Origin of the sequence: Arthrobacter sp. (assembly GCF_031179985.1) — a bacterium.
Classification (GTDB): domain Bacteria; phylum Actinomycetota; class Actinomycetes; order Actinomycetales; family Micrococcaceae; genus Arthrobacter.
Window position 1 is genome coordinate 56,759 of sequence record NZ_JAPSHJ010000019.1, and the last position, 21,391, is coordinate 78,149.

Annotated in this window: 18 protein-coding genes; 5 read left to right on the forward strand and 13 right to left on the reverse strand. The window is 61.9% G+C overall.

All coding sequences use genetic code 11. The features are described from left to right. Nucleotides 1-28: 28 nt before the first annotated feature. From RIN13_RS10995 to leuA, 3 genes are all read right to left on the reverse strand, one after another. Nucleotides 29-847 carry an isoprenyl transferase gene (locus RIN13_RS10995; RefSeq protein ID WP_309107373.1) on the reverse strand — a complete coding sequence of 273 codons (819 nt, stop codon included), beginning with the start codon at nucleotides 845-847 and terminating at the stop codon, nucleotides 29-31. 1 nt (nucleotide 848) lies between these two features. Continuing rightward, nucleotides 849-1,601, reverse strand: a complete 753-nt coding sequence (gene recO, locus RIN13_RS11000; protein WP_309107391.1) for a DNA repair protein RecO — start codon at nucleotides 1,599-1,601, stop codon at nucleotides 849-851. Nucleotides 1,602-1,705: 104 nt separating this feature from the next. Next, nucleotides 1,706-3,445 carry a 2-isopropylmalate synthase gene (gene leuA / locus RIN13_RS11005; RefSeq protein WP_309107374.1) on the reverse strand — a complete coding sequence of 580 codons (1,740 nt, stop codon included), beginning with the start codon at nucleotides 3,443-3,445 and terminating at the stop codon, nucleotides 1,706-1,708. A gap of 249 nt (nucleotides 3,446-3,694) precedes the next feature. On the opposite strand from leuA, the gene RIN13_RS11010 reads away from it, so the two are divergent. Continuing rightward, the gene (locus RIN13_RS11010) at nucleotides 3,695-5,647 is read left to right on the forward strand and encodes a M13-type metalloendopeptidase (RefSeq protein WP_309107375.1); all 1,953 of its coding nucleotides are present in this window, start codon (nucleotides 3,695-3,697) and stop codon (nucleotides 5,645-5,647) included. A gap of 99 nt (nucleotides 5,648-5,746) precedes the next feature. On the opposite strand, the gene RIN13_RS11015 is transcribed toward RIN13_RS11010, so the two are convergent. The 5 genes from RIN13_RS11015 to RIN13_RS11035 all read right to left on the reverse strand — a co-directional run bounded on the left by RIN13_RS11015 (nucleotide 5,747) and on the right by RIN13_RS11035 (nucleotide 11,267). Then, the gene (locus RIN13_RS11015; RefSeq protein ID WP_375164762.1) at nucleotides 5,747-7,324 is read right to left on the reverse strand and encodes an LCP family protein; all 1,578 of its coding nucleotides are present in this window, start codon (nucleotides 7,322-7,324) and stop codon (nucleotides 5,747-5,749) included. 113 nt (nucleotides 7,325-7,437) lie between these two features. After that, complete coding sequence (gene era / locus RIN13_RS11020) at nucleotides 7,438-8,397, reverse strand: GTPase Era (protein WP_309107376.1); 960 nt, start codon at nucleotides 8,395-8,397, stop codon at nucleotides 7,438-7,440. Continuing rightward, a complete protein-coding gene (locus tag RIN13_RS11025) occupies nucleotides 8,381-9,712 on the reverse strand; it encodes a hemolysin family protein (RefSeq protein ID WP_309107377.1) in 1,332 nt (443 codons plus the stop codon). Before RIN13_RS11025 ends, era begins: the two co-directional genes overlap by 17 nt. After that, on the reverse strand, nucleotides 9,709-10,182 hold the full coding sequence (ybeY, locus tag RIN13_RS11030; RefSeq protein WP_309107378.1) for an rRNA maturation RNase YbeY: 474 nt from the start codon (nucleotides 10,180-10,182) through the stop codon (nucleotides 9,709-9,711). Before ybeY ends, RIN13_RS11025 begins: the two co-directional genes overlap by 4 nt. Further along, nucleotides 10,179-11,267 (reverse strand): PhoH family protein, encoded by a 1,089-nt coding sequence (locus RIN13_RS11035; RefSeq protein WP_309107379.1) that lies wholly within the window; start codon nucleotides 11,265-11,267, stop codon nucleotides 10,179-10,181. Before RIN13_RS11035 ends, ybeY begins: the two co-directional genes overlap by 4 nt. 305 nt (nucleotides 11,268-11,572) lie before the next feature. Here RIN13_RS11035 and RIN13_RS11040 point away from each other — a divergent pair, with 305 nt between their 5' ends. Next, nucleotides 11,573-12,535, forward strand: a complete 963-nt coding sequence (locus tag RIN13_RS11040; protein WP_309107380.1) for a GerMN domain-containing protein — start codon at nucleotides 11,573-11,575, stop codon at nucleotides 12,533-12,535. Between the two features lie 40 nt (nucleotides 12,536-12,575). On the opposite strand, the gene RIN13_RS11045 is transcribed toward RIN13_RS11040, so the two are convergent. The 3 genes from RIN13_RS11045 to hrcA all read right to left on the reverse strand — a co-directional run bounded on the left by RIN13_RS11045 (nucleotide 12,576) and on the right by hrcA (nucleotide 15,609). Continuing rightward, nucleotides 12,576-13,367, reverse strand: coding sequence for a 16S rRNA (uracil(1498)-N(3))-methyltransferase (locus tag RIN13_RS11045; RefSeq protein ID WP_309107381.1), 792 nt, complete (start codon nucleotides 13,365-13,367; stop codon nucleotides 12,576-12,578). 2 nt (nucleotides 13,368-13,369) lie between these two features. Beyond that, nucleotides 13,370-14,494 carry a molecular chaperone DnaJ gene (gene dnaJ / locus RIN13_RS11050; RefSeq protein WP_309107382.1) on the reverse strand — a complete coding sequence of 375 codons (1,125 nt, stop codon included), beginning with the start codon at nucleotides 14,492-14,494 and terminating at the stop codon, nucleotides 13,370-13,372. A gap of 95 nt (nucleotides 14,495-14,589) precedes the next feature. Continuing rightward, nucleotides 14,590-15,609, reverse strand: a complete 1,020-nt coding sequence (gene hrcA, locus RIN13_RS11055; RefSeq protein ID WP_309107383.1) for a heat-inducible transcriptional repressor HrcA — start codon at nucleotides 15,607-15,609, stop codon at nucleotides 14,590-14,592. Between the two features lie 179 nt (nucleotides 15,610-15,788). Between hrcA and RIN13_RS11060 the strand changes: the two genes are divergently transcribed. After that, a complete protein-coding gene (locus tag RIN13_RS11060) occupies nucleotides 15,789-16,640 on the forward strand; it encodes a DUF3097 domain-containing protein (protein ID WP_309107384.1) in 852 nt (283 codons plus the stop codon). A 129-nt stretch (nucleotides 16,641-16,769) separates the two neighbouring features. Further along, nucleotides 16,770-17,189: a DUF4870 domain-containing protein gene (locus RIN13_RS11065; protein ID WP_309107385.1), complete on the forward strand. Its 420-nt coding sequence runs from the start codon at nucleotides 16,770-16,772 to the stop codon at nucleotides 17,187-17,189. Nucleotides 17,190-17,231: 42 nt separating this feature from the next. On the opposite strand, the gene hemW is transcribed toward RIN13_RS11065, so the two are convergent. Then, the gene (hemW, locus tag RIN13_RS11070; RefSeq protein ID WP_309107386.1) at nucleotides 17,232-18,461 is read right to left on the reverse strand and encodes a radical SAM family heme chaperone HemW; all 1,230 of its coding nucleotides are present in this window, start codon (nucleotides 18,459-18,461) and stop codon (nucleotides 17,232-17,234) included. A 36-nt stretch (nucleotides 18,462-18,497) separates the two neighbouring features. Next, nucleotides 18,498-20,351, reverse strand: coding sequence for a translation elongation factor 4 (gene lepA, locus RIN13_RS11075; protein ID WP_309107387.1), 1,854 nt, complete (start codon nucleotides 20,349-20,351; stop codon nucleotides 18,498-18,500). Nucleotides 20,352-20,718: 367 nt separating this feature from the next. Here lepA and RIN13_RS11080 point away from each other — a divergent pair, with 367 nt between their 5' ends. Then, nucleotides 20,719-21,171, forward strand: a complete 453-nt coding sequence (locus RIN13_RS11080; RefSeq protein WP_309107388.1) for a type II toxin-antitoxin system PemK/MazF family toxin — start codon at nucleotides 20,719-20,721, stop codon at nucleotides 21,169-21,171. Nucleotides 21,172-21,391 lie beyond the last annotated feature (220 nt).

Genomic DNA, 21,391 nt, shown 5'->3' on the forward strand with positions numbered 1-21,391 from the left:
GGTTCGGCGGCTGCCTCAAGTTGCGGCCCTACGTCGCGGCGGCGTCCACTGCGCCACCGTAGCGGCGGTCCCGCTTTGCGTAAATTTCGACGGCGTCCCACAGGGTCCGGCGGTCAACGTCAGGCCAGAGCGTATCCATAAAGACGAACTCCGCGTAGGCGGACTGCCAGAGCATGAAGTTGGACAGCCGCTGCTCCCCCGAGCTTCGGAGGAACAGATCGACGTCAGGCAGGTCAGGTTCGTCCAGGTACTTCTGGATGGTCTTCTCGTTGATGGCCGACGGCTTGAGGTGACCGGCCGCCACATCCTCGGCAATAGCCGCGACAGCGTCTGCGATTTCCGCCCGCCCGCCGTAATTAACACACATGTTCAACGTGCAGGTGCTGTTGCCACGGGTGTACTCCTCGGCTTCCTCAAGTTCGCGGATCACGGAACCCCAAAGCTTCGGGCGGCGGCCGGACCAGCGTACCCGCACTCCCCAGTCATCCAGCTGGTTTCGCTGGCGACGCAGCACATCCTTGTTAAAACCCATCAGGAACCGGATTTCCTCGGGAGACCGCCGCCAGTTTTCCGTCGAAAACGCATACACGCTCACGTGCTCTATACCCAGCTCGATGGCGCCGGCCATCACGTCAAGCAAGGCGGGTTCGCCGGCCTTGTGCCCTTCGATTCTTGGCAACCCCCGCTGGTTGGCCCAACGACCGTTACCGTCCATGACAATTGCCACGTGGCGTGGGATGAACTCGGAAGGAATGGCCGGTGGGAGCGCTCCGGAAGGATGGGGATAGGGGCTGATGACCGGAGCGGTTCGCTGGCGGACCGTTTTTCTTTTATTTCCCAAAGCCAAGTTACGTTCGCTCCACATGTTTGAGGGATTTCAGTACACGTTCAAGATGCCATTGCAGGTAGCTTGCCACCAAACCCGCTGATTCCCTGCGGTGGACGCTCAGCGATGCATCGGCCGTCGCCCAGTCACCTGTCAGCAAAGCACCAAGCAGCAACACTGTTTCGGCCGCAGGCGCAGGCGAACCCGGGGGGCGGCAGTTTCCGCAGACCATCCCGCCCAAAGGAGCGGAGAAAGCTGTATGCGGACCTGCTGCGCCGCAGCGGGCACATTGGGTAAAGCTTGGCGCCCATCCGCCGGTGGCCAGGGCCCGGAGCAGGTAGGAGTCCAGGATCAGTTCGGGAGAATGGTCACCGCGGCTCAAGGAGGCCAGCGCACCGACCAGCAGGTTGTACTGCGCGGTTCCCGCTTCGCCGTCGACGTCCGTCAGCTTTTCCGCGGTTTCGGTCATGGCAGCCGCCACGGTGTAACGGCCGTAGTCTGCGGCAATGTTGCCGCCGTAGGCACCCTTAGCGACTGCCTGGGTGACGATATCGAGCGAACGTCCGGATATAAGCTGCAGATCCGCAACCATAAACGGTTCCAGCCGCGCGCCAAAGCGGCTGCTGGTGCGCCGTACGCCTTTGGCCACTGCACGGACCTGCCCGTGGTGCTTGGTGAGCAGCGTGATGATGCGGTCAGCTTCACCGAGCTTATGGGTGCGCAGAACTACAGCGTCATCCCGGTAGGAGCGCGCCGCAAACGATTGGTAGGCCACAGTTAATCTTCGCACCGTCCTGGCCTAAACAGGCCGGGAGTCAGGGTGTGCCGCAGTATAACTGCTGCGGCACACCCGGGGTTCTCAAGCTTGGGCTCGGATTCTCAGGCTTGGGCGTCGCGGACGGCCCGGTTTACGGCAGAGATCACAGCCTTCAGCGAAGACATGCTGGTGTTCGAGTCGATACCAATGCCCCACAGGACCCGCTCCCCCACTGCAGCCTCCACATAGGCGGCTGCCATCGCGTTTCCGCCTTCAGACAAGGCGTGCTCGCTGTAGTCCAGAACACGCACATCCACACCGTCTTCGCTCAGGATGTTCAGTAGGGCTGCGATGGGGCCATTGCCGCTGCCGGTACGGCGGACCTGAACACCGTCGATGTTCAGGGTGGCGTGCAGTGTCATGTCACCGGACTCGTCAACTTCGGTGCTGAAGGAGCCGAGGGAATAGCGTCCCCACTGGTTGCCGGATTCGGTGGAGGGCAGGTACTCGTCCTGGAAGAGCTTCCAGAGCTGCGCGCCGCTCACTTCGCCGCCAACGGTATCCGTCTGGCGCTGAATGACTCCGGAGAATTCGATCTGGGCACGTCGCGGAAGATCCAGGCTGTGCTCGTTCTTCAGCAGGTACGCCACGCCGCCCTTGCCGGACTGGGAGTTCACCCGGATAACGGCTTCGTAGCTGCGGCCCAGATCCTTGGGATCCACGGGCAGGTACGGGACCTGCCAGGTGAAGTCGGTGACGTCCTTGCCTGCTGCCGCAGCTTCCTTCTCCAATGCCTCGAATCCCTTTTTGATGGCGTCCTGGTGGGAGCCCGAGAATGCGGTGAAGACCAGGTCGCCGCCGTACGGGGAACGCTCGGCGACGGGAAGCTGGTTGCAGTACTCGACGGTCCTGCGGATCTCGTCGATGTCGGAGAAATCAATCATGGGGTCGATGCCCTGTACGAACATGTTCAGGCCCAGTGTCACGAGGTCCACGTTGCCGGTCCGCTCGCCGTTGCCGAACAGGCATCCTTCGATGCGGTCCGCGCCGGCCAGATAGCCCAGCTCAGCAGCGGCAACACCAGTGCCGCGGTCGTTGTGCGGGTGCAGCGAGAGGATGATTCCCTCCCGGGGGTGCAGGTGCCGGCTCATCCATTCAATCGAGTCCGCGTACACGTTAGGGGTGGCCATCTCCACGGTCGCAGGCAGGTTGATGATCACCTGACGGTCGGCCGAAGCTTCAAAGACGTCAGCGACAGCATTACAGACGCGCACCGCGTACTCCAGCTCCGTGCCTGTGAAGGATTCGGGGGAATATTCGTAGGTCACAGCGGTATCAAGGAGGGTTTCCTCGTACTTCTTGCACAGGCGGGCGCCTTGAAGGGCGATGTCCAGAATCCCGTCTTCGTCCTGGTTGAAGACAACGCGCCGTTGCAGGACCGACGTTGAGTTGTACAGGTGGACGATGGCCTGCTTGGCGCCGACCAGTGATTCGTAGGTCCGCTCGATCAGGTGTTCGCGCGCCTGTGTGAGTACCTGGATGGTGACGTCGTCCGGGATGTGGTTGCCTTCGATGAGCTGGCGGACAAAGTCGAAGTCCGTCTGGGAAGCGGAAGGAAAACCAACTTCGATCTCCTTGTAGCCCATGCGGACCAGCAGGTCGAACATCTTCATTTTCCGGGCCGGGCTCATGGGGTCGATCAGTGCCTGGTTGCCATCACGGAGATCAACGGCACACCAGCGCGGCGCCTTGTTAATTCTCTTGTCCGGCCAGGTGCGGTCCGGCAGATCGACGGTGATCTGCTCATGGAACGGCAGGTAGCGGTGGACGGGCATACCTGAGGGCTTTTGTGCGTTTCGCATCAGTATCGTGGCCTTTTCTGGTTCTTGATGAAAGGGTGGCCGGGCAACACAAACTCCGCAGCGAGGGTGGCCTTGAGCTAGATTGCGTCTGAGGCCTCGCCACGGCAGCTAAGAAGGAGCAGTTCTGCGCGCACCATTTCACAGTAACACGGGTGCGTAAGATGAAGGTGCAACACCCTCCGCAACGTCCACCATGCAGACGCTGTACCGGTGACCGCACCGCTGCAGCCCTCTCTAGAAGGAGCACCTGTGCCAAACTCGGGGATTGCCCTGTCCAACATCGACCATAGCGTCCGCCCACAGGATGACCTGTACCAGCACATTAACGGCGCCTGGCTTAAGAGCACGACGATTCCGGACGACAGACCCCTTGAAGGTACCTTCACCGCACTTCGCGACGGTTCGGAACTGGCCGTCAGGGCAATCATTGAGGAAGCCGCCAACCGGGGAGCGGAGGCGACCGGGATAGAACAGAAAGTCGGAGACCTCTACAAGAGCTTCATGGATGAAGAAACAGTGGAGGCCAAGGGCCTGGATCCCATCAGGGAACGCCTGGCAGCCATTTTCTCGACAACGTCTCCCGCGGAGCTTATTGCACTGGCAGGACGGCTCTTCCGGTCAGACGTCAGTGGCCTGTTCTACATCTACCCCGCCCCCGATGCCGGCAACCCGGATCGGATCCTTCTCTACACGGGGCAGGGCGGTCTTGGCCTTCCCGACGAGTCGTACTACCGGGAGGAGAAATTCGCCCCGATAGTCAACGCCTACCGGGAGCACGTCCAGACCATGCTTGGCATGGCAGGGATCGCGGACCCGGAGGGAGCCTCTTCACGGGTGGTTGCTTTGGAAACAGCCCTGGCCTCCCACCACTGGGACAACGTCACCCTCCGTGATCCGCAGAAAACGTACAACCTTAAGAGTGCAGTAGAGGCCAACCAGCTTTTTCCGCTGATCGGCACGTGGTTCGATGCGGCTGCGATCGCACCTGAGAAACGCACGGAGATTGTGGTGAGCACTCCTGATTTCTTCGTGGGTGCGGCTTCCCTCCTTGACTCTGAGTCCCTGGAAGCCTGGCAGGAATGGCTCGCGATGCGCGTGGTTGGTTCAGCCGCCCCTTACCTCTCAGCGCAGTTCGTGGATGCCAACTTCGCTTTCTATGGCACAACCATCAGCGGCACTCCACGGAACAAGGACCGCTGGAAGCGCGGAGTCGCCGTCGTCGAGGCCTCACTTGGTGAAGCAGTGGGCCAGATCTACGTATCCCGGCACTTCCCTGAGTCCCATAAAGCCAGGATGCAGACACTGGTCTCCAACCTGATCGAGGCCTACCGGCAGAGCATTACGGACTTGCAGTGGATGGGCGAGGAAACCAAACTGGAGGCGCTCAAGAAGCTGGACGCGTTCCGGCCGAAGATCGGATACCCGGACGAGTGGATCGATTACTCGGCAGTGGAGATCGATCCCGCGGATCTCCTTGGAAACGTCGAACGCGCGCACAACGCAGACGTCGAACGGCATCTGGACGAGGTGGGAAAGCCGGTGGACCGGAACAAGTGGCTCATGACGCCCCAGACGGTCAACGCCTACTACCACCCGATGCTGAACGAAATCGTCTTCCCTGCGGCCATCCTGCAGCCGCCGTTCTTCACTGCCGACGCCGATGACGCCGTCAACTATGGTGGGATCGGCGCGGTGATCGGCCACGAGATCGGCCACGGATTCGATGACCAGGGGTCGCAGTTCGATGGCGGTGGGGCCCTCCGCAACTGGTGGAGCGAGGATGACCGAAAGGCGTTCGAGATTCTGACAGCCAAGCTCGTCGCGCAGTTCGATGCTTTGTCCCCCCTGGCTGCGCCGGAGCACAAAGTCAACGGCAAGCTGACTCTTGGCGAGAACATCGGTGATCTTGGCGGGCTGACCATCGCATACAAGGCCTACCTCCTCAGCTTGAACGGCGAGGAAGCGCCAGTCCTGGATGGTTTCACCGGAGAGCAGCGCTTTTTTGCTTCCTGGGCGGCAGGCTGGCGGCAGGTCATCAGGTCAGAAGAGGCAATCCGCCGACTAGCGACCGACCCCCACTCCCCCAATGAGTTCCGCACGAATGCCATCGCAAAGAACCTCGATGCCTTCCACACCGCGTTCGAGGTCACCGAGCAGGACGGGATGTGGCTTTCTCCCGCGGAGCGCGTCAGTATCTGGTAGTAAGCCACCACGCTGATTGCGACGGCGGCTGAAAACGACGGCGGCGGGCCACTCGGGGGCGCGCCGCCGTCGGAGTTCCCAGCGGTAGGTGGTCTGAGGCTAGCCGTCGATGTACGGAGGATTGACCTGCTGGCAGACGGTGTCCCCAGCGGTCTGATTGACGATGTCAGGCGGAATCGTGACCGAGCCAAATTTGGTACCTGTGGTGAAGTCTGCGCCCAAGTACACCTGCACGCCTGGAACCCCTAGTGAAGGAGCAACCTGGGCGGACGGGATACCAAGCAGGGCTGCAATGTCGGCGGCAACGTCCGCATACTCGGCCCCGTAGTAAACCATGGTGGTGTCGGTCGGTTCGGCAACAAACTGGGTTGTCTGGGTAAACCCTCCACCAACAATCGCCTGGACAATCTCCTGTGCCCGTGCGGGCACGCCCGTACCGTTTGCTACGGATACCGGCTGAGCGGTCTTGTCATAAGCCGGCGGGGCAGGTGCGGGCGGAGTGGTTGCCACAGGCGGCGTCGTCCCTGAACCGGTGGGGGTTGGCGTGGGTGACGGACTCGCTGTCGGATCAGTGAGGTCAATGTCATTTCGCAGGCCTGCGAAAAGCTGGGACGCGTTCGGCTGAGCGAGTTGCAGTCGATTAATGTCGCTAGCCGCTTGCTCAGTTGGGGTGGCCACAAACGCAACCTTACTGACATCGATGGTCTTGAGCCGGTTGGCGATGGTGAGGAGGGCAGGAACTGAGGCCAGGCCGTCGTCCACGGTGAGGTTCTGCGTGACGGTGTCCGCGATCTTCAGCAGCTTTCCGGGATCGGAGAGGGTGCCGTCGTCCTTGATCTTGCGGGTCAGAGAGGACAGGAAGCCCTGTTGGGCCTTGATCCGGCCAAGGTCACCGCCCGTTTCGAAGGCGTGGCGCGTCCGGAGGAACGCCAGGGCCTGCTCACCTTGGACTTGGGAAGTCCCCTTCGGCAGGCGGAGGCGCGAGTCGGGATCGAAGACGGGGTCGCTGACGCAGACGTCCACGCCGCCCACCACGTTGGAAAGTTCCTTCACAGCGTTGAAGTCGGCCATCATGAAGTGATCGATCTCCAGGCCGGTCAGCTTGTTCACGGTATCAACGGCGCACCCGATCCCGGCCTGGGCCATCGCCTCATTGATCATCGCGCTCTGTCGCTCCGGGAAGACGTTTCCGGTTTTCTGATCCGTGCACTCAGGAATGTCAACGAGCAGGTCCCTGGGAAAGCTGATGACGCTGACGCGTTTGTTGTCTGCGGAGATGTCCATCATCATCATGACGTCGGACTGTCCGTAGCCAGACGAATCTTCTGCGGTTCCGTATTCGGCGTTCTTTCCGTCCCGGGTGTCTGAACCAAGGATGAGGATCTGCATCCTGTCGGTCGCGTCGTTGACCGGTTCCTCGGTTTTTTGGTTACCCGCACTCAGCGGCGCCTTTTCAATGTTGCCCTGGAGCCGGATCACCCAGAAGGCGGCAAACGCGAGTCCGCCCACAAGGAAAACCGATACGATACCCGTTGTGACCTTGAGCCATGCGGGCATGTGGCGGGTGGAACCAAGGTGGCGGGCGGCACCGAGGCCGGCATGTTCCGAGTGCCTGGCGGCGGCGTCGGAGCGTGACCCGTTGGGCCTGTCTGCGCTGTCATCGCGGCCTTGCACCACTGAATGTACCTTCCTGTAAAAACATGATCCGCCCCATCTTAGGGGCTGAGACTGGGAAAAAGCCGGGCGTGCACGAAGCGCCGCGCGGCTAAGCGGTCCGTTCCTGAGACGAGTCAGAAACCGAGCTTGACCAATTGCTTGGGATCCCGTTGCCAGTCCTTAGCGACTTTGACATGGAGATCCAAGTAGATCCGGGTGCCCAGCAACGCTTCGATTCCCTTTCGGGCGTTGGTGCCGACTTCCCGCAACCGAGCACCTCCCTTGCCGATGATGATGGCCTTCTGCGACGGACGCTCGACGTACAGGTTTACGCGGACGTCAAGGAAAGGGCTGTCTTCAGGTCGGCCTTCCCGTGGAACGATTTCGTCCACCACAACAGCAAGCGAGTGGGGAAGTTCATCCCGCACGCCTTCAAGGGCCGCCTCACGAATCAGCTCGGCCACCATGACGGCTTCCGGTTCATCCGTCAGTTCACCATCAGGGTAGAGGGGAGGCGACGGCGGCATGTGGCTGATGAGGACGTCAGCGACCGTACCCACCTGGAAGCCGTCTGTTGCCGATACGGGCACGATGTCTTTCCAGCCCTCTTCCCCCAGGACAGTCCGCCCAAGCGCGGCGACGGCCAACAATTGCTCTGTCAGGGCCTGCCGGTCCACCAGGTCCGCCTTGGTGACGATCGCAATGATCGGCTTCTTTCCGACGGCGGCAAGCTGGGCGGCGATGAACTTGTCGCCGGGACCGATTTTTTCATTGGCCGGAAGGCAGAAACCAATGGCGTCTACCTCGGCCAGGGTATCGGCCACAAGGTCGTTGAGTCGTTTGCCCAGCAGGGTGCGGGGGCGGTGAAGACCAGGTGTGTCCACAAGGATCAGCTGCGCGTCCTCACGATGGACAATGCCCCGGATGGTGTGCCGTGTTGTCTGCGGCTTGGCCGAGGTGATGGCAACCTTTTTACCCACCAGGGCGTTGGTCAGTGTTGATTTGCCTGCGTTGGGCCTTCCGACCAGAACCGAGAAACCGGCCCGGAAGCCGCCGTAGGCATCCCCGGCATCGGCCTTATTCTGCTTGCTCACGTGGCACTCCCTGTTGCGTTGATTCGGCCTCGTCGAGAAGCTCGTTATGGTCAGTTTCTTCCTTTGGCACCGGAGCCGCAATGATGTGGCTTACCCGGTTGCGGCGGCCCTCAAGGCGGTCAGCCCGGAGCGAGACACCATCCACCGTCACGGCGCTTCCGACGATCGGAACCCTCCCCAGGGCCTTACCCAGCAGTCCACCGACGGTGTCCACTTCGTCGTCGTCGAGTTCTATGTCAAACAGCTCACCGAGATCATCAATGCTCATCCGGGCACTGACACGGTAGCTGCCGTCCCCGAGCTCAACGGCCTCGGCCGACTCGGTGTCGTATTCGTCAACGATTTCGCCCACAATTTCTTCGATGAGGTCCTCCAAGGTCACCAGACCGGCGGTGCCGCCGTACTCATCAATAACAATGGCAACATGGGTGGATTCCTTCTGCAGCTCGCGGAGAAGATCGCTGACCTGTTTGGACTCCGGAACGTACCGGACTTCCCGGGCGAGGTCATCCACGGTAGGCGGTTCATCGTCTGGTCCCAGTTCGTGCAGGGCAGCGGCGACGTCCTTCAAATAGATGATTCCCAGGATCTGATCCGTGTTGTCCCGGATCACCGGCATCCTGGAATACCCCGAGCGCAGGAACAGCGACATTGCCCGCCGAAGGCTGGAGCCGGCGTCGATGCTGACGATGTCGGTCCGGGGAACCATGACGGCGCGGACCAGGGTGTCGCCAAAATCGAATACCGACTGGATGAGTTCCGCCTCGTTGTCCTCAATCACATCCGACTCGGTCGCACGGTCCACCAGCTCGCGGAATTCCTCTTCACTGAAGAAGGCTTCGTCACCGTTCGATGATCCTGGTGCCACGGCGCTTCCGAGCTTCACCAGCCAGCCGGGAATGGGACCAAGCACCCAGCAGAGGGAACGGATCAGCGGCGCAGTGAACCTCACCACTCCACCGGAATGGACCCGACCGAGCTGGCGGGGGGAGACGCCCACGATGACAAAACCCACAACCGCCATGATGCCCGTCGCGGCCAGCCCGGCCAGCCAGATGCTGTCGAGGACGCTGTGGAGCAGGACGGCAACCGCCACAGCGGCCGCCATCTCGAACCAGACGCGCCAGAAGCGCAATGCCCGGATATGCGAAACGGGCTGTGCGAGGATGCGTTGCAGTGCCGGATTACGGCTCCTGAGCAGAGCCTGCTCGGCGTCGTGCCGGGGAAGGAAATTGAATGCGGCTTCTGCTGCCGTGAGCAGGGCAGCCATGCCCAGAAAGACCACGGCCATGCCCACAAGAATCAGGGGCGTCACTGAGTCGTCTCGACCGGGGCCTCTTTGCCGGTGAACCCGGTCAGAAGCTCTCGCTGCAGGCCAAACATCTCAGCCTTCTCCTCAGGGTCCTCGTGGTCATACCCCAACAGGTGGAGGATCCCGTGAGTGGCGAGGAGCAACATCTCATCCTGCGTCGAATGACCTGCATGGCGCGCCTGGACTTCAGCCACCTGCGGACAGATGGCGATATCTCCGAGCATGCCCTGCGGTGTGGGCTTATCCGGCGTTCCTGGAGTCAGCTCATCCATGGGCACCGACAGGACGTCAGTGGCGCCGGGTTCGTCCATGAGCTCGATGTGCAGCTTTTCCATGGCTTCCTCGTCCACAAGCAGAACCGACAGCTCCGCTTGGGGATGAATGAAGAGACGCTCAAATATGTAGCGCGAAAGGGCCACGAGCTGCTCCTCGTCCACCTTCACTCCGGACTCATTGTTGATTTCTATGCTCATGAATGCTCCGCCCGCTTCTCGCGGGGCACCGTGTGCTTGACGCGGTTCCGCTGGACTTCGTCCCAAATGCTGTATGCGTTCACGATGTCACCGACAAGCCGGTGCCGTACGACGTCGGAGGCGTCCAGCACCGAAAAGTTGACGTCATCGATGCCGTGCAGGATCTCTTCGACGATCCGCAGCCCTGACCGGGTGCCGAACGGAAGGTCCACCTGGGTGACATCTCCGGTCACCACCATTTTGGAGCCGAAGCCGAGGCGCGTAAGGAACATCTTCATTTGCTCAGGGGTGGTGTTCTGCGCCTCGTCAAGAATGATGAAGGCGTCATTGAGTGTGCGCCCGCGCATGTAGGCCAGGGGTGCAACTTCGATGGTGCCCGCAGCCATGAGCCGGGGAATGGACTCGGGGTCGATCATGTCGTGCAGGGCGTCGTAAAGGGGGCGCAGGTACGGATCGATCTTGTCGCTGAGAGTCCCGGGAAGGAAACCCAGCCGCTCGCCTGCCTCCACGGCAGGTCTGGTCAGAATGATCCGGGTGACTTCCTTCTGCTGAAGCGCCTGAACCGCCTTAGCCATGGCCAGGTACGTCTTGCCTGTCCCTGCCGGCCCGATCCCGAAAATCACTGTGTTGGCATCGATGGCATCCACGTAGTTTTTCTGGTTCAGCGTTTTGGGCCTGATGGTCCTCCCCCTGCTTGAGAGGATGTTATGGGTCAACACCTCAACAGGGTTCTGCAGCGACTGGCTCCGGAGCAGGGAAACGAGCTGCTGGAGGACTGCCGGCGTGATCACCGTTCCCCTGGCCACCAGACCGTTGACTTCGTTCAGCAAACGGAGGATCCGCGGAACGTCATCCGAAGGTCCGCTGAAGGACAACTCATTGCCGCGGACGTGGAAGTCAACGCCGGGAAACTGGTCCTCGATGAAACGCAGGGCTTCGTCGTGGCTGCCGAGTGACTGAACCATCTGTTCTGAGTTGTCAAAAACAATGACCTCTGTCCGGATGCCCGGAAGGGTGTGGGGAAATTCGCTGGGGGTTTGTTCGCCGGCGCTGGTCCGGGACCTTCCGTTCGCTGCTTCAGTCATAATGATGGCCCGCGGGCCTCTGGTCCCCTCCAGTTTGGAATCGTTGGGTCGGCAACTCCCGGCTCAGCCGAGTCTTCTTATCTTACGCCAGAGACGCGTCCCGCACGCAGCCCTGAAGTGACTGCGGCTGCAGTTCCGTGACGTGTTCCCGCAATTAGGTATCAACTTCGCATCGTCCTCATATCGTTCCCGTTGCAGTTACCGGCCTGGGCGGTAATCCTGAGAGGCTGCGGACACCCGTATGTAATGCTGGAAATGGCGGTAAACGGCGCATGCTTGGAGCTCCCGCTGCCAGAAAACGAACTATGGGAAAGAGCCAACTGATGGAGAAGCACCCGACAGGGAAGGTGCAAGTTCGCGCTGCCCTCCTGCCGCTTGTGCTTGGGGCTGCCTTGGCCCTGTCCGGTTGCATCGCCGATCCCCAGCCGGGACCCACCGACGGTGGTAACGCGGCCGTGTCGACGTCGGCTCCCGCCACGGGCGAGCTGCCCACCACAAGTGCCCCGCTTGAGACAACAAATGCATCGAACAAGGCTCCTGTCTACTGGGTAGGCCGAAGCAACGACGACTTCTTTCTTTACCGGGAGTTCCGCGATGTCCCCGATCAGGAAAACCCTGTGACGAGTGCCCTCCGGGCCATGATGTCGGAAGAACCCCTGGATCCTGACTTTTTCACGCCGTGGCAAAATCCGAAGGAGCTGGCCACCTCCATTTCGGGGAAAAACGTTATCACCGTGGACGTTTCCGCCGATGCGTTCAACAGCAACCTTGATGCCGACACGGCCGATCGCGCCATCCAGCAGCTTGTGTTCACGGCGACGGCGGCGGGCGCCAGCGCCGGCCTGATTGACAGCAATCAGCAGCTTCAGGTTGTGGTGCTCGTGGACGGACATACCGGCTATCTCGGCTTTGACCACATCAGGCTGGGTGCTCCCATGTCCCGGAGCACAGGAATGGTAGCCCCAGTCTGGATCATCGACCCCCAGGAAGGCACTGAACTTCCAGAGGGGGTTGTTAAGATCAACGGGCGAAGCACCAGCCCCGGAAACAAGCTCCGCTGGCGCATCCTCCGGGTGGAGGGAAACAGCGACAAGACGTCGTATCTCAGCGGGGAAGTCACCGCCTCCGCGGATCCTTCCCAGTCGGGGATCTTTGCTTTGTCAGTGAACCTCGGCCCTGGCAAATACGAACTTCGGGTGTCCCGGATCCTGTCCACGCAAGGCGATTCAGAAGTCAATGTGGACAGCCGGGGCTTTGTCGTCCGCTAGGCAACGGCTCCACCAAGCCGCCGCCATTCAATGGCTGCTGCTACCAGCGTCCCAGCACATCGCTGGCCAGGACCGTAGCGGCCGGGCCAGCTGTGGAGGAACGCAACACATGATGGCCAAGCAAGGCGGTTACTGCCCCGGCATCACACAGCTTTGTCACTTCCCGCGGGCTGATTCCACCTTCCGGGCCCACAATCAGGAGCACTTCGCTGGCACCGTCCCCATTGCCCTCACCATCTCCAGGTGCAAGGCCGGAGTTGCGCCAGGTTTCCAGGACCTGCCGCAGGGGCCGCACAGCATCCTCATGCAGGATGATGGCGAGATCAGCCGCGGAAACAGTCCGCTGAAGACCGGCAGTGTCAACGGCGTCGCGTACTTCAGGGATCCATGCCCGTCGCGCCTGCTTGGCTGCCGCCGTCACCACTGATTGCCATTTCGCATGGGCCTTAGCTGCACGCTCGCCTTTCCAGCGGACTATCGAGCGTTCGGACTGCCAGGGAATAACAGCATCAATTCCCAGCTCAGTGGCGGTTTCCGCTGCAAGCTCATCGCGGTCCCCCTTTGCCAGGGCCTGGACAAGGACCAGCCGGATACCGGGCGGGTCCTCGACCTCCAGGGTCCTGCATTCCACGGTCAGCTCGGCTGGAGCGGCAGCGGTGACGATTCCGGTCATGCGTTTGCCTGAACCATCCGCAATATCCACAGGCTCCCCCACTGCCAGCCGTTTGACTGTGACAGCATGACGGGCTTCAGGTCCCTCGAGAACAAAGTGTGAACCCGGTTGTTGTCCGTCGAGGGTTCCAGCAGGGGTAAAAAAGACCGGGTTGCTCACTGCTACAGGTTACCGAGCCGGTCCCGCAGTTTCGCGAAAACCCCGCCGCTGGCGGCCAGCTTGCCCTCAGTGAACTGTTCCCCCCGCAGCTTGGCAAGCTTCCTGAGCAACTCTTCCTGTGCAGGATCCAGGCGGGTCGGTGTCTCAACCTGTAGGTGCACCTTGAGGTCCCCGCGTCCGTATCCCCGAAGGTGGGTGACTCCCAGGCCGCGGAGCGTAATGATCTCGCCGGACTGGGTCCCTGCCTTGACGTCGATCTCCTGCTCGCCGTCGAAGGTCTCAAGGGTGATTTCGGTGCCCAGGGCAGCAGCGGTCATGGGGATATTGAGGGTGGCATGAAGGTCGTCGCCTTCGCGCAGGTAGGTGGGGTCTGCGTTGACCCTGATCTCCACGTACAGATCGCCAGAGGGGCCGCCGGCGGGACCTGCTTCTCCCTGGCCGGACAACTGGATCCTTGTACCAGTGGCCACGCCCGCGGGAACCTTGACGGTCATGGAACGACGGCTGCGGATCCTGCCTTGGCCGTTGCACTCGTTGCAGGGGTCCTTGATGATCGTGCCGAAGCCTTCACAGGAGCCACAAGGGGCAGCGGTCATGACCTGTCCCAGAATGGAGCGCACGGCACGCTGCACTTGTCCGCTTCCGCCGCAGATGTCGCAGCGGACCGGGTGGGTGCCGGGCCGGCAGCACGAGCCCTCGCAGCTGGGGCAGGTTACAGCGGTGTCGACTTCGAGCTTTTTGTTTACACCGAATACTGCGTCCCGCAGGTCGATGCGGACGCTGATGAGAGCGTCCTGCCCCCGGCGGACACGGGAGGCAGGCCCGGCTGAGCCGCCGGCGCCGAAGAAGGTGTCGAAAATGTCCTGGAACGCGAAGCCCTGGCCCGCGTAGCCGCCGCCATAGCCGTTGTCCGTACCGTTCTCGTTGCCTGTTGTGTCATATACACGGCGTTTTTGCGGGTCCGAAAGCACCTCATAGGCGTGTGTTACTGCCTTAAACTTGTCGGAAGCATCAGGACCAGAGTTCACGTCAGGGTGCAGGGTACGTGCAAGCTTGCGGTAGGCCTTCTTGATTTCCTCGCCGGTAGCCTCCGGCGAGACTCCAAGGACGTCGTAATGGCTGCTCAAAGTTTGTGTCTCTTCCTGGTTGTACTGCCTGTGATACGAACGCGCTGTCTACGAACGCAGCGCCTAAAGTGGAGGCGCAGAATCTGCTGGGACGATCAGCCGCCAGGGCCAAGGATCCTGGAAAGGTAGCGGGCGACTGCTCTGACCGCGGCCATGCTGGTGGGGTAATCCATTCGTGTCGGGCCGAGAACGCCGATCTTGGAACTGGAGTCCGGCCCGTAGCCAGTGGCCACCACGGAGGCCTCAGCCAGGCCGTCGTACGGGTTTTCGCGGCCGATGCTCACGGTAACTCCACGGGGATCCTGGGCCATCTCGCTCAGCAGCCGCAACATCACCACCTGCTCCTCAAGTGCCTCCAGAACGGGGCCGATACTCAGGGGAAAATCGACGTTGGATCTGGCAAGGTTGGCTGTGCCTGCCATGACCATACGTTCTTCGCGGCTGCTGTGGGCAAGTCCTTCCAATCCGCGGGCCAGTGCCTGCGCAACGTTGCGGCGGGACGGCTCACAGGAGGCAACCACGCTGGGGAGAACGTGGGGCAGCTGGCTCAGGGGTGTACCGGACAGGCCCATGAGGAAACGGGTCCGCAGGGCAGCCAAGGCGTCGTCGCCCAGATCCTGCCCAACATCTATAACCCTTTGGTCCACTTTCCCGGTATCAGCAATCAGTACGATCAGGACCTGGCGCGGCGCCAACAGGACAAATTCGATGTGGCGCACCAGCGCCCGGCTCAGGTGGGGGTACTGCACGACGGCGACCTGGTTGGTCAGCTGGGACAGCAGACGGACGGTGCGCTCCAGGACGTCGTCGAGGTCGTCAGATCCCTCCAAAAGAGACTGGATGGCCCGCCGTTCTGCCTGTGAGAGAGGCTTGACGGCAGAAATCTGGTCCACGAACAGCCGATAACCCTTGTCTGTGGGTATGCGGCCGGCGCTCGTGTGGGGTGCGGTGATCAAGCCTTCATCTTCCAATGCAGCCATGTCGTTACGGATGGTCGCACTGGACACACCCAGATGGTGCCGTTCCACGAGGGCTTTTGAGCCCACCGGTTCACGTGAATGGACGTAGTCCTCCACGATGGCACGCAGCACTTCAAGTTTGCGTGGTTCACTCACTGTCCACCTCCGATCTGCTGTGCGGCAGTTAGCACTCGACATGCCTCAGTGCTAACCAGTCTAATATGACTCAACGCGTTGTTAGCATTGGTACCGCTCCGGGCGAAACTCCGGCAGTGAACCGGCACGTGCAGATTCCAGAGGCCACGAGCGGATTCCGACTGAAAAGCAGAGTGGCGATGACTTACCAGGACTGGGGCCCGCAGGACATCACTGCCCCCGCCAAACGTGAACTCCCCGGCGTTCCGGTGGAACGCGGAATGGTCCTTGAGGACGTCCAGTCAGGGTGGGTAGGCGCCGTGACAAGAGTCGAAAAGTCCGGCGGCATGCATGTTGTGGCCCTCGAGGACCGGCGGGGAAAGTCACGGTCCTTCCGGCTGGGCTTCGGTTTCCTGCTGGACGGTCAACCCATCCGCCTCCTTCCGCCGGCGCCCCGCAAAACTGCTGCTGCCGCCGGTCCCCAACGGACAGCCTCCGGCTCGGTGCGCGTGGAGGGCCATCGTGCGCAGGTCGCGAAAGCAAGCCGCATCTGGGTCGAAGGAAAGCACGACGCGGAACTCGTAGAGAAGGTTTGGGGTGACGATCTCAGGATCGAGGGCATCGTCGTCGAACCACTCCACGGCATTGATGACCTCTCAGGGGCAGTGGCGGCATTCCAGCCTGGACCCGACCGGCGTCTCGGGGTGCTGGTGGACCACCTGATTGAGGGCTCCAAGGAGTCCCGGATCGCGCAATCGGTAATGTCGTCCCCCGGGGCGGCAGGGAACGTGCTTATTGTGGGACATCCCTACGTTGACGTCTGGCAGGCGATCAGGCCAAGCGTCCTCGGGATCGAGCAGTGGCCCGCCATCCCCCGGGGAATGGACTGGAAGACAGGTATTCTGGCCGCCTTCGGCTGGCCCCACTCAAGCAAGGAAGACATCGGCCTCGGGTGGCAGAAACTCCTCGGAGCAGTACGGACCTATGCCGATCTTGAAGCATCCCTGTTGGGCCGTGTGGAAGAGGTCATCGATTTTCTGACGGCTCCATAACAACCGGCGCGCGGGGCTGCCCCGCGAAGCCGGCCGGAAACCAGTATTCTTGGAACGGCGGTGGCTTCCTGCAAGCCTCCCCTGCTATTCCAGGCACCAACGCACCACTGCAATCCAAAGGACGTAACCGTGGCAGAAGACGCACGTGAACACAGGGACGACCATGCCGGCCAAGGTCAGTCCCAGTACCATGGTGTTCCAGCCAACGCGTTGCCCTTGACCGCCAGCGAGGACCGTCAATGGGCAACACTGGCTCACTTCGGCGGCATCCTCGGGTGCGTTCCCGCACTGCTGATCTACCTGATCTTCAAAGAGCGGGGTCCCTTTACGGCGCAGGAATCCAAGGAAGCCCTGAACTTCACGCTCCCCCCCACCATTGCCGCAGTCATCGCGAACATCCTGGTGATGCTTCCCGTGGTCGGCAACCTCTTCGCCGTGCTCGCCACCGGGATCTGGATCGCCTTGACGTGCTTCGCCGTAGCCGCGGGAATTCATGTCAACCGCGGCCAACCGCACCGCTACCCGTTCAATCTGCGCTGGATCAAGTAGCTCGCCCGAGCGGCATCGGCGAGCCACGTCCGGATCGGTCAGTTAGTCCGGCAGGACCCGTCGAACCACGGCGTCGGCAAGCAACCTGCCCTTAAGCGTCAGACTGAGTCGCCCTTGGAAGGCGGCTGCTGCGTCCACTAGTTTGTCGGCAATCAGACCGGCAACAGCGTGGCGCCCGGACGCATCCAACGCTTCGATGTCCAGGCCTGAGGACAGCCTGGCTTCCAGCATGATGCGTTCCATGCTCCGTGTGCCGGCGTCCAGGGTTTCGCGTCCCGCCGCCGGCGACGCGCCTGATGAGAGGCGAGCGGCATAGGCGGTGGGGTGCTTCACGTTCCACCAACGCACACCGCCGACGTGTGAGTGGGCGCCTGGTCCGATCCCCCACCAGTCATCACCACGCCAGTAGGCCAGGTTGTGCCGGCAGGCCTGCTCCGGCGTTCGCGACCAGTTGCTGACTTCATACCAGCCGAGGCCGGCAGCACTGATGAGTTCGTCCGCGAGTTCGTACTTGTCGGCATGGTCGTCGTCGTCGATTCCAGGGACTTCGCCACGGCGGATCTGCGCGGCCAGTTTGGTGCCGTCCTCCACGATCAGCGCATAGGCGCTGATGTGGTCGGGGCCGTAGGACAGGGCTGTCTCCAGGGAGTACCGCCAGTCTTCAAGGGACTCCCCCGGCGTTCCGTAAATGAGGTCAAGGCTGACCGCGAGGCCAGCGTCCCGTGCCCATTGCACCACCTGCGGGACCCTGCTGGGCGTGTGGGTGCGGTCGAGGACCTTGAGGACATGCGGCACTGCCGACTGCATCCCGAAGGAAACGCGGGTGAAACCGGCATCCGCCAGCAGTTGGAGGGACTCCGGCGTGACGGAATCCGGGTTGGCTTCGGTGGTGACTTCGGCGCCGGGATCCAGTCCCCATTCGCTGATCGCTGCAGTGAGGATGCGGGCAAGGTCCTCGGCGGGCAGCAGCGTGGGCGTGCCGCCGCCGAAAAAGACAGTGCTCATCCGGCGGTCCGGCAGTCCGCTGGCTTTCAAGGCGTTGGCGGCAAACTCCACCTCGGCGATGGCCGTGGAGGCATAGGCGTCCTGGGACGCCCCGCCGCCGAGTTCGGTGGCCGTGTACGTGTTGAAGTCGCAGTACCCGCAGCGCACCGCACAGAAGGGGATGTGGACGTACAGCCCGAATCCGCGCCCGCCAGCGCCGTCGGCAGCCTGCGCTGGAAGCAGACCGTCCGACGGCGCGGGGTCACCAAGGGGTAGAACGCTAGGCATTCCTGCGGCCTCCGGAGGTTCCGGCCACGGTCATCACTACTTTTTGGCCTTGTCCTTGGATTCGTCCGTGGTGAGCGCGGCGATGAAGGCTTCCTGGGGAACCTCAACGCGGCCCACCATCTTCATGCGCTTCTTGCCTTCCTTCTGCTTTTCCAGAAGTTTGCGCTTACGGGAAATATCGCCGCCGTAGCATTTGGCGAGGACGTCCTTGCGGATGGCGCGGATGCTTTCGCGGGCGATGATCCGGGATCCGATGGCGGCCTGGATAGGAACCTCGAACTGCTGGCGGGGAATGAGCTCGCGCAGCTTGCCGGTCATCATCACACCGTAGGCGTAGGCCTTGTCCCGGTGGGTGATGGCGCTAAAGGCATCCACCTGTTCGCCTTGGAGCATGATATCGACCTTCACGAGGTCGGCAACCTGGTCGCCGTCCGCTTTCCAGTCAAGTGAGCCGTAGCCGCGGGTCTTGGACTTCAGGATGTCGAAGAAGTCGAAGACGATTTCGGCCAGCGGCAGGCGGTACCGGATTTCCACCCGGTCCTCGGACAGATAGTCCATGCCGCCCATGATGCCGCGGCGGCTCTGGCACAGTTCCATGATGGCTCCGACAAAGTCATTGGGCGCCAGGATGGTGGCGGAGACCATCGGCTCCCGAACCTCGGCGACCTTGCCGGTGGGGTATTCACTGGGGTTGGTGACGTGGACAACCTTCTTGTCCTCCAGTGTCACCTCGTACTCCACGTTGGGTGCTGTGGAGATCAGATCCAGATTGTACTCGCGTTCGAGCCGCTCACGGGTGATTTCCAGGTGCAGCAGACCCAGGAAGCCGACGCGGAAGCCGAAGCCCAGCGCGGCCGAAGTTTCCGGCTCGTAGATCAGGGCGGCGTCGTTGAGCATCAGCTTCTCCAGAGCATCGCGGAGCACCGGGTAGTCGGTGCCGTCCAGCGGATAGAGGCCGGAGAAGACCATCGGCTTGGCATCCGCATAGCCGGGTAGGGACTGCGCGGCAGGCTTGGCCAGGTTGGTGACGGTGTCGCCCACCTTGGACTGGCGGACGTCCTTCACACCGGTAATCAGGTAGCCCACTTCGCCGACGCCCAGGCCCTTGGAAGGCGTGGGTTCCGGGGAGCTCACGCCGATTTCGAGGAGTTCGTGCGTGGCGCGGGTGGACATCATCTGGATCCGCTCTCGCGGGTGCAGCATGCCGTCAACAACGCGGACGTAGGTGACCACGCCGCGGTAGGTGTCGTACACGGAGTCGAAGATCATGGCACGGGCAGGGGCATTGGGGTCGCCCACCGGAGCGGGCAGGTCGCGCACGATCTTGTCCAGAAGGACCTCGACGCCGGCGCCGGTCTTGCCGGATACCCGCAGCACATCGTCGGGGTCGCCGCCGATCAGGCTGGCGAGCTCCGCCGCGTACTTCTCGGGCTGGGCCGCGGGAAGGTCGATCTTGTTGAGGACCGGGATGATGGTGAGGTTGTTCTCCATCGCCAAGTACAGGTTGGCGAGCGTCTGGGCCTCAATGCCCTGGGCTGCGTCCACCAGCAGAACCGCGCCTTCGCAGGCGGCCAGCGAGCGGGAGACCTCGTAGGTGAAGTCGACGTGGCCGGGGGTGTCGATCATGTTCAGGGCGTAGCTCGTGCCGTCGAGTTCCCATGGCATGCGCACAGCCTGGGACTTGATGGTGATGCCGCGCTCACGCTCGATGTCCATGCGGTCCAGATACTGGGCCTTCATGTCGCGGGACTTAACGACGCCGGTGTACTGCAGCATGCGGTCGGCCAGGGTGGATTTACCGTGGTCAATGTGCGCAATAATGCAGAAGTTCCGGATGATGGCCGGATCTGTCGCGGCAGGCACCGGTGCGGTGCGGGCCATGGGAGACACGCAGGGTCCTTACTGTTGGCTTCTGTTGGTGATGCTGATGGCTTCCAGGGAGCATGGCGGCTGCAATTTGTCCGGCCGCCTGCCACTTCTCTGAATTTATAGTCTCCCACGTTCGGCGGTCGGGCGGTGCATCCTATCCGGGAACGATTGACCGGCCCGTCTCACGACGCCGAAAAAGCGGCCGCGCCCGTGACGCAGCGAAGGTATGGTTTTCTCCATGGCCCTGAACTTCCGCTCAATAGGCGCAATCGTCCGTTCATCCCTACGGCTCTTGGAAGGGCTGCGTGGGGAATCGCCCACTCGGGTAAAGGGACCGCAGGGGGCTGCTCCCGCGAGGACGGATCGCCGGCGGGGAGCGGCAGGGCCTGTGAAGCCTTCCGCTGCAAAACGCACGGCCAACCCGTCCTCCGGACTTTCGACTCCTTACCGGGGCGACTTCACCGGCACAGCCGACTTACGGTACTCCCCCTCGCCCGACGGCAACCCGGATCCAGGGGAAGTGATCTGGACCTGGGTCCCGTTTGAAGAGGATCACTCGCAGGGAAAAGACCGCCCGGTGCTGCTGGTTGGAAGCCATGGGCGCTATCTTCTGGGCGTTATGCTCACCACCAAGGACCATGGAAAGGACCATCGCCGGAGCGGCGACTACGTTGACCTTGGCCTCGGGAGCTGGGATCGGCAATGGCGGCCCAGCGAAGCAAGGCTAGACCGCATTCTGCAGATCAACCCGCAGGACATCCGCCGCGAGGGCGCCATCATCGACGCCGGCAGTTTCGTTCTGGTGGCTGACGCCCTGAAGGCGCGACACGGCTGGAACTAGTCCAGGAATCGCCACAGGTTCGGCCAATCTGCTAATATTTATAGCTGTGTGTCCGTGCAGGTCGACGGCCACTGATGGTTGGCCGCCATAGGCATCCCCACGCCGCTCAGTCAATGGCCAATCTGAAAGCCCTCTAGACCATTTCCGCATTAAAAAGAGAGTTCACACGTGGCTAATATCAAGTCCCAGAAGAAGCGCATCCTGACCAACGAGAAGGCTC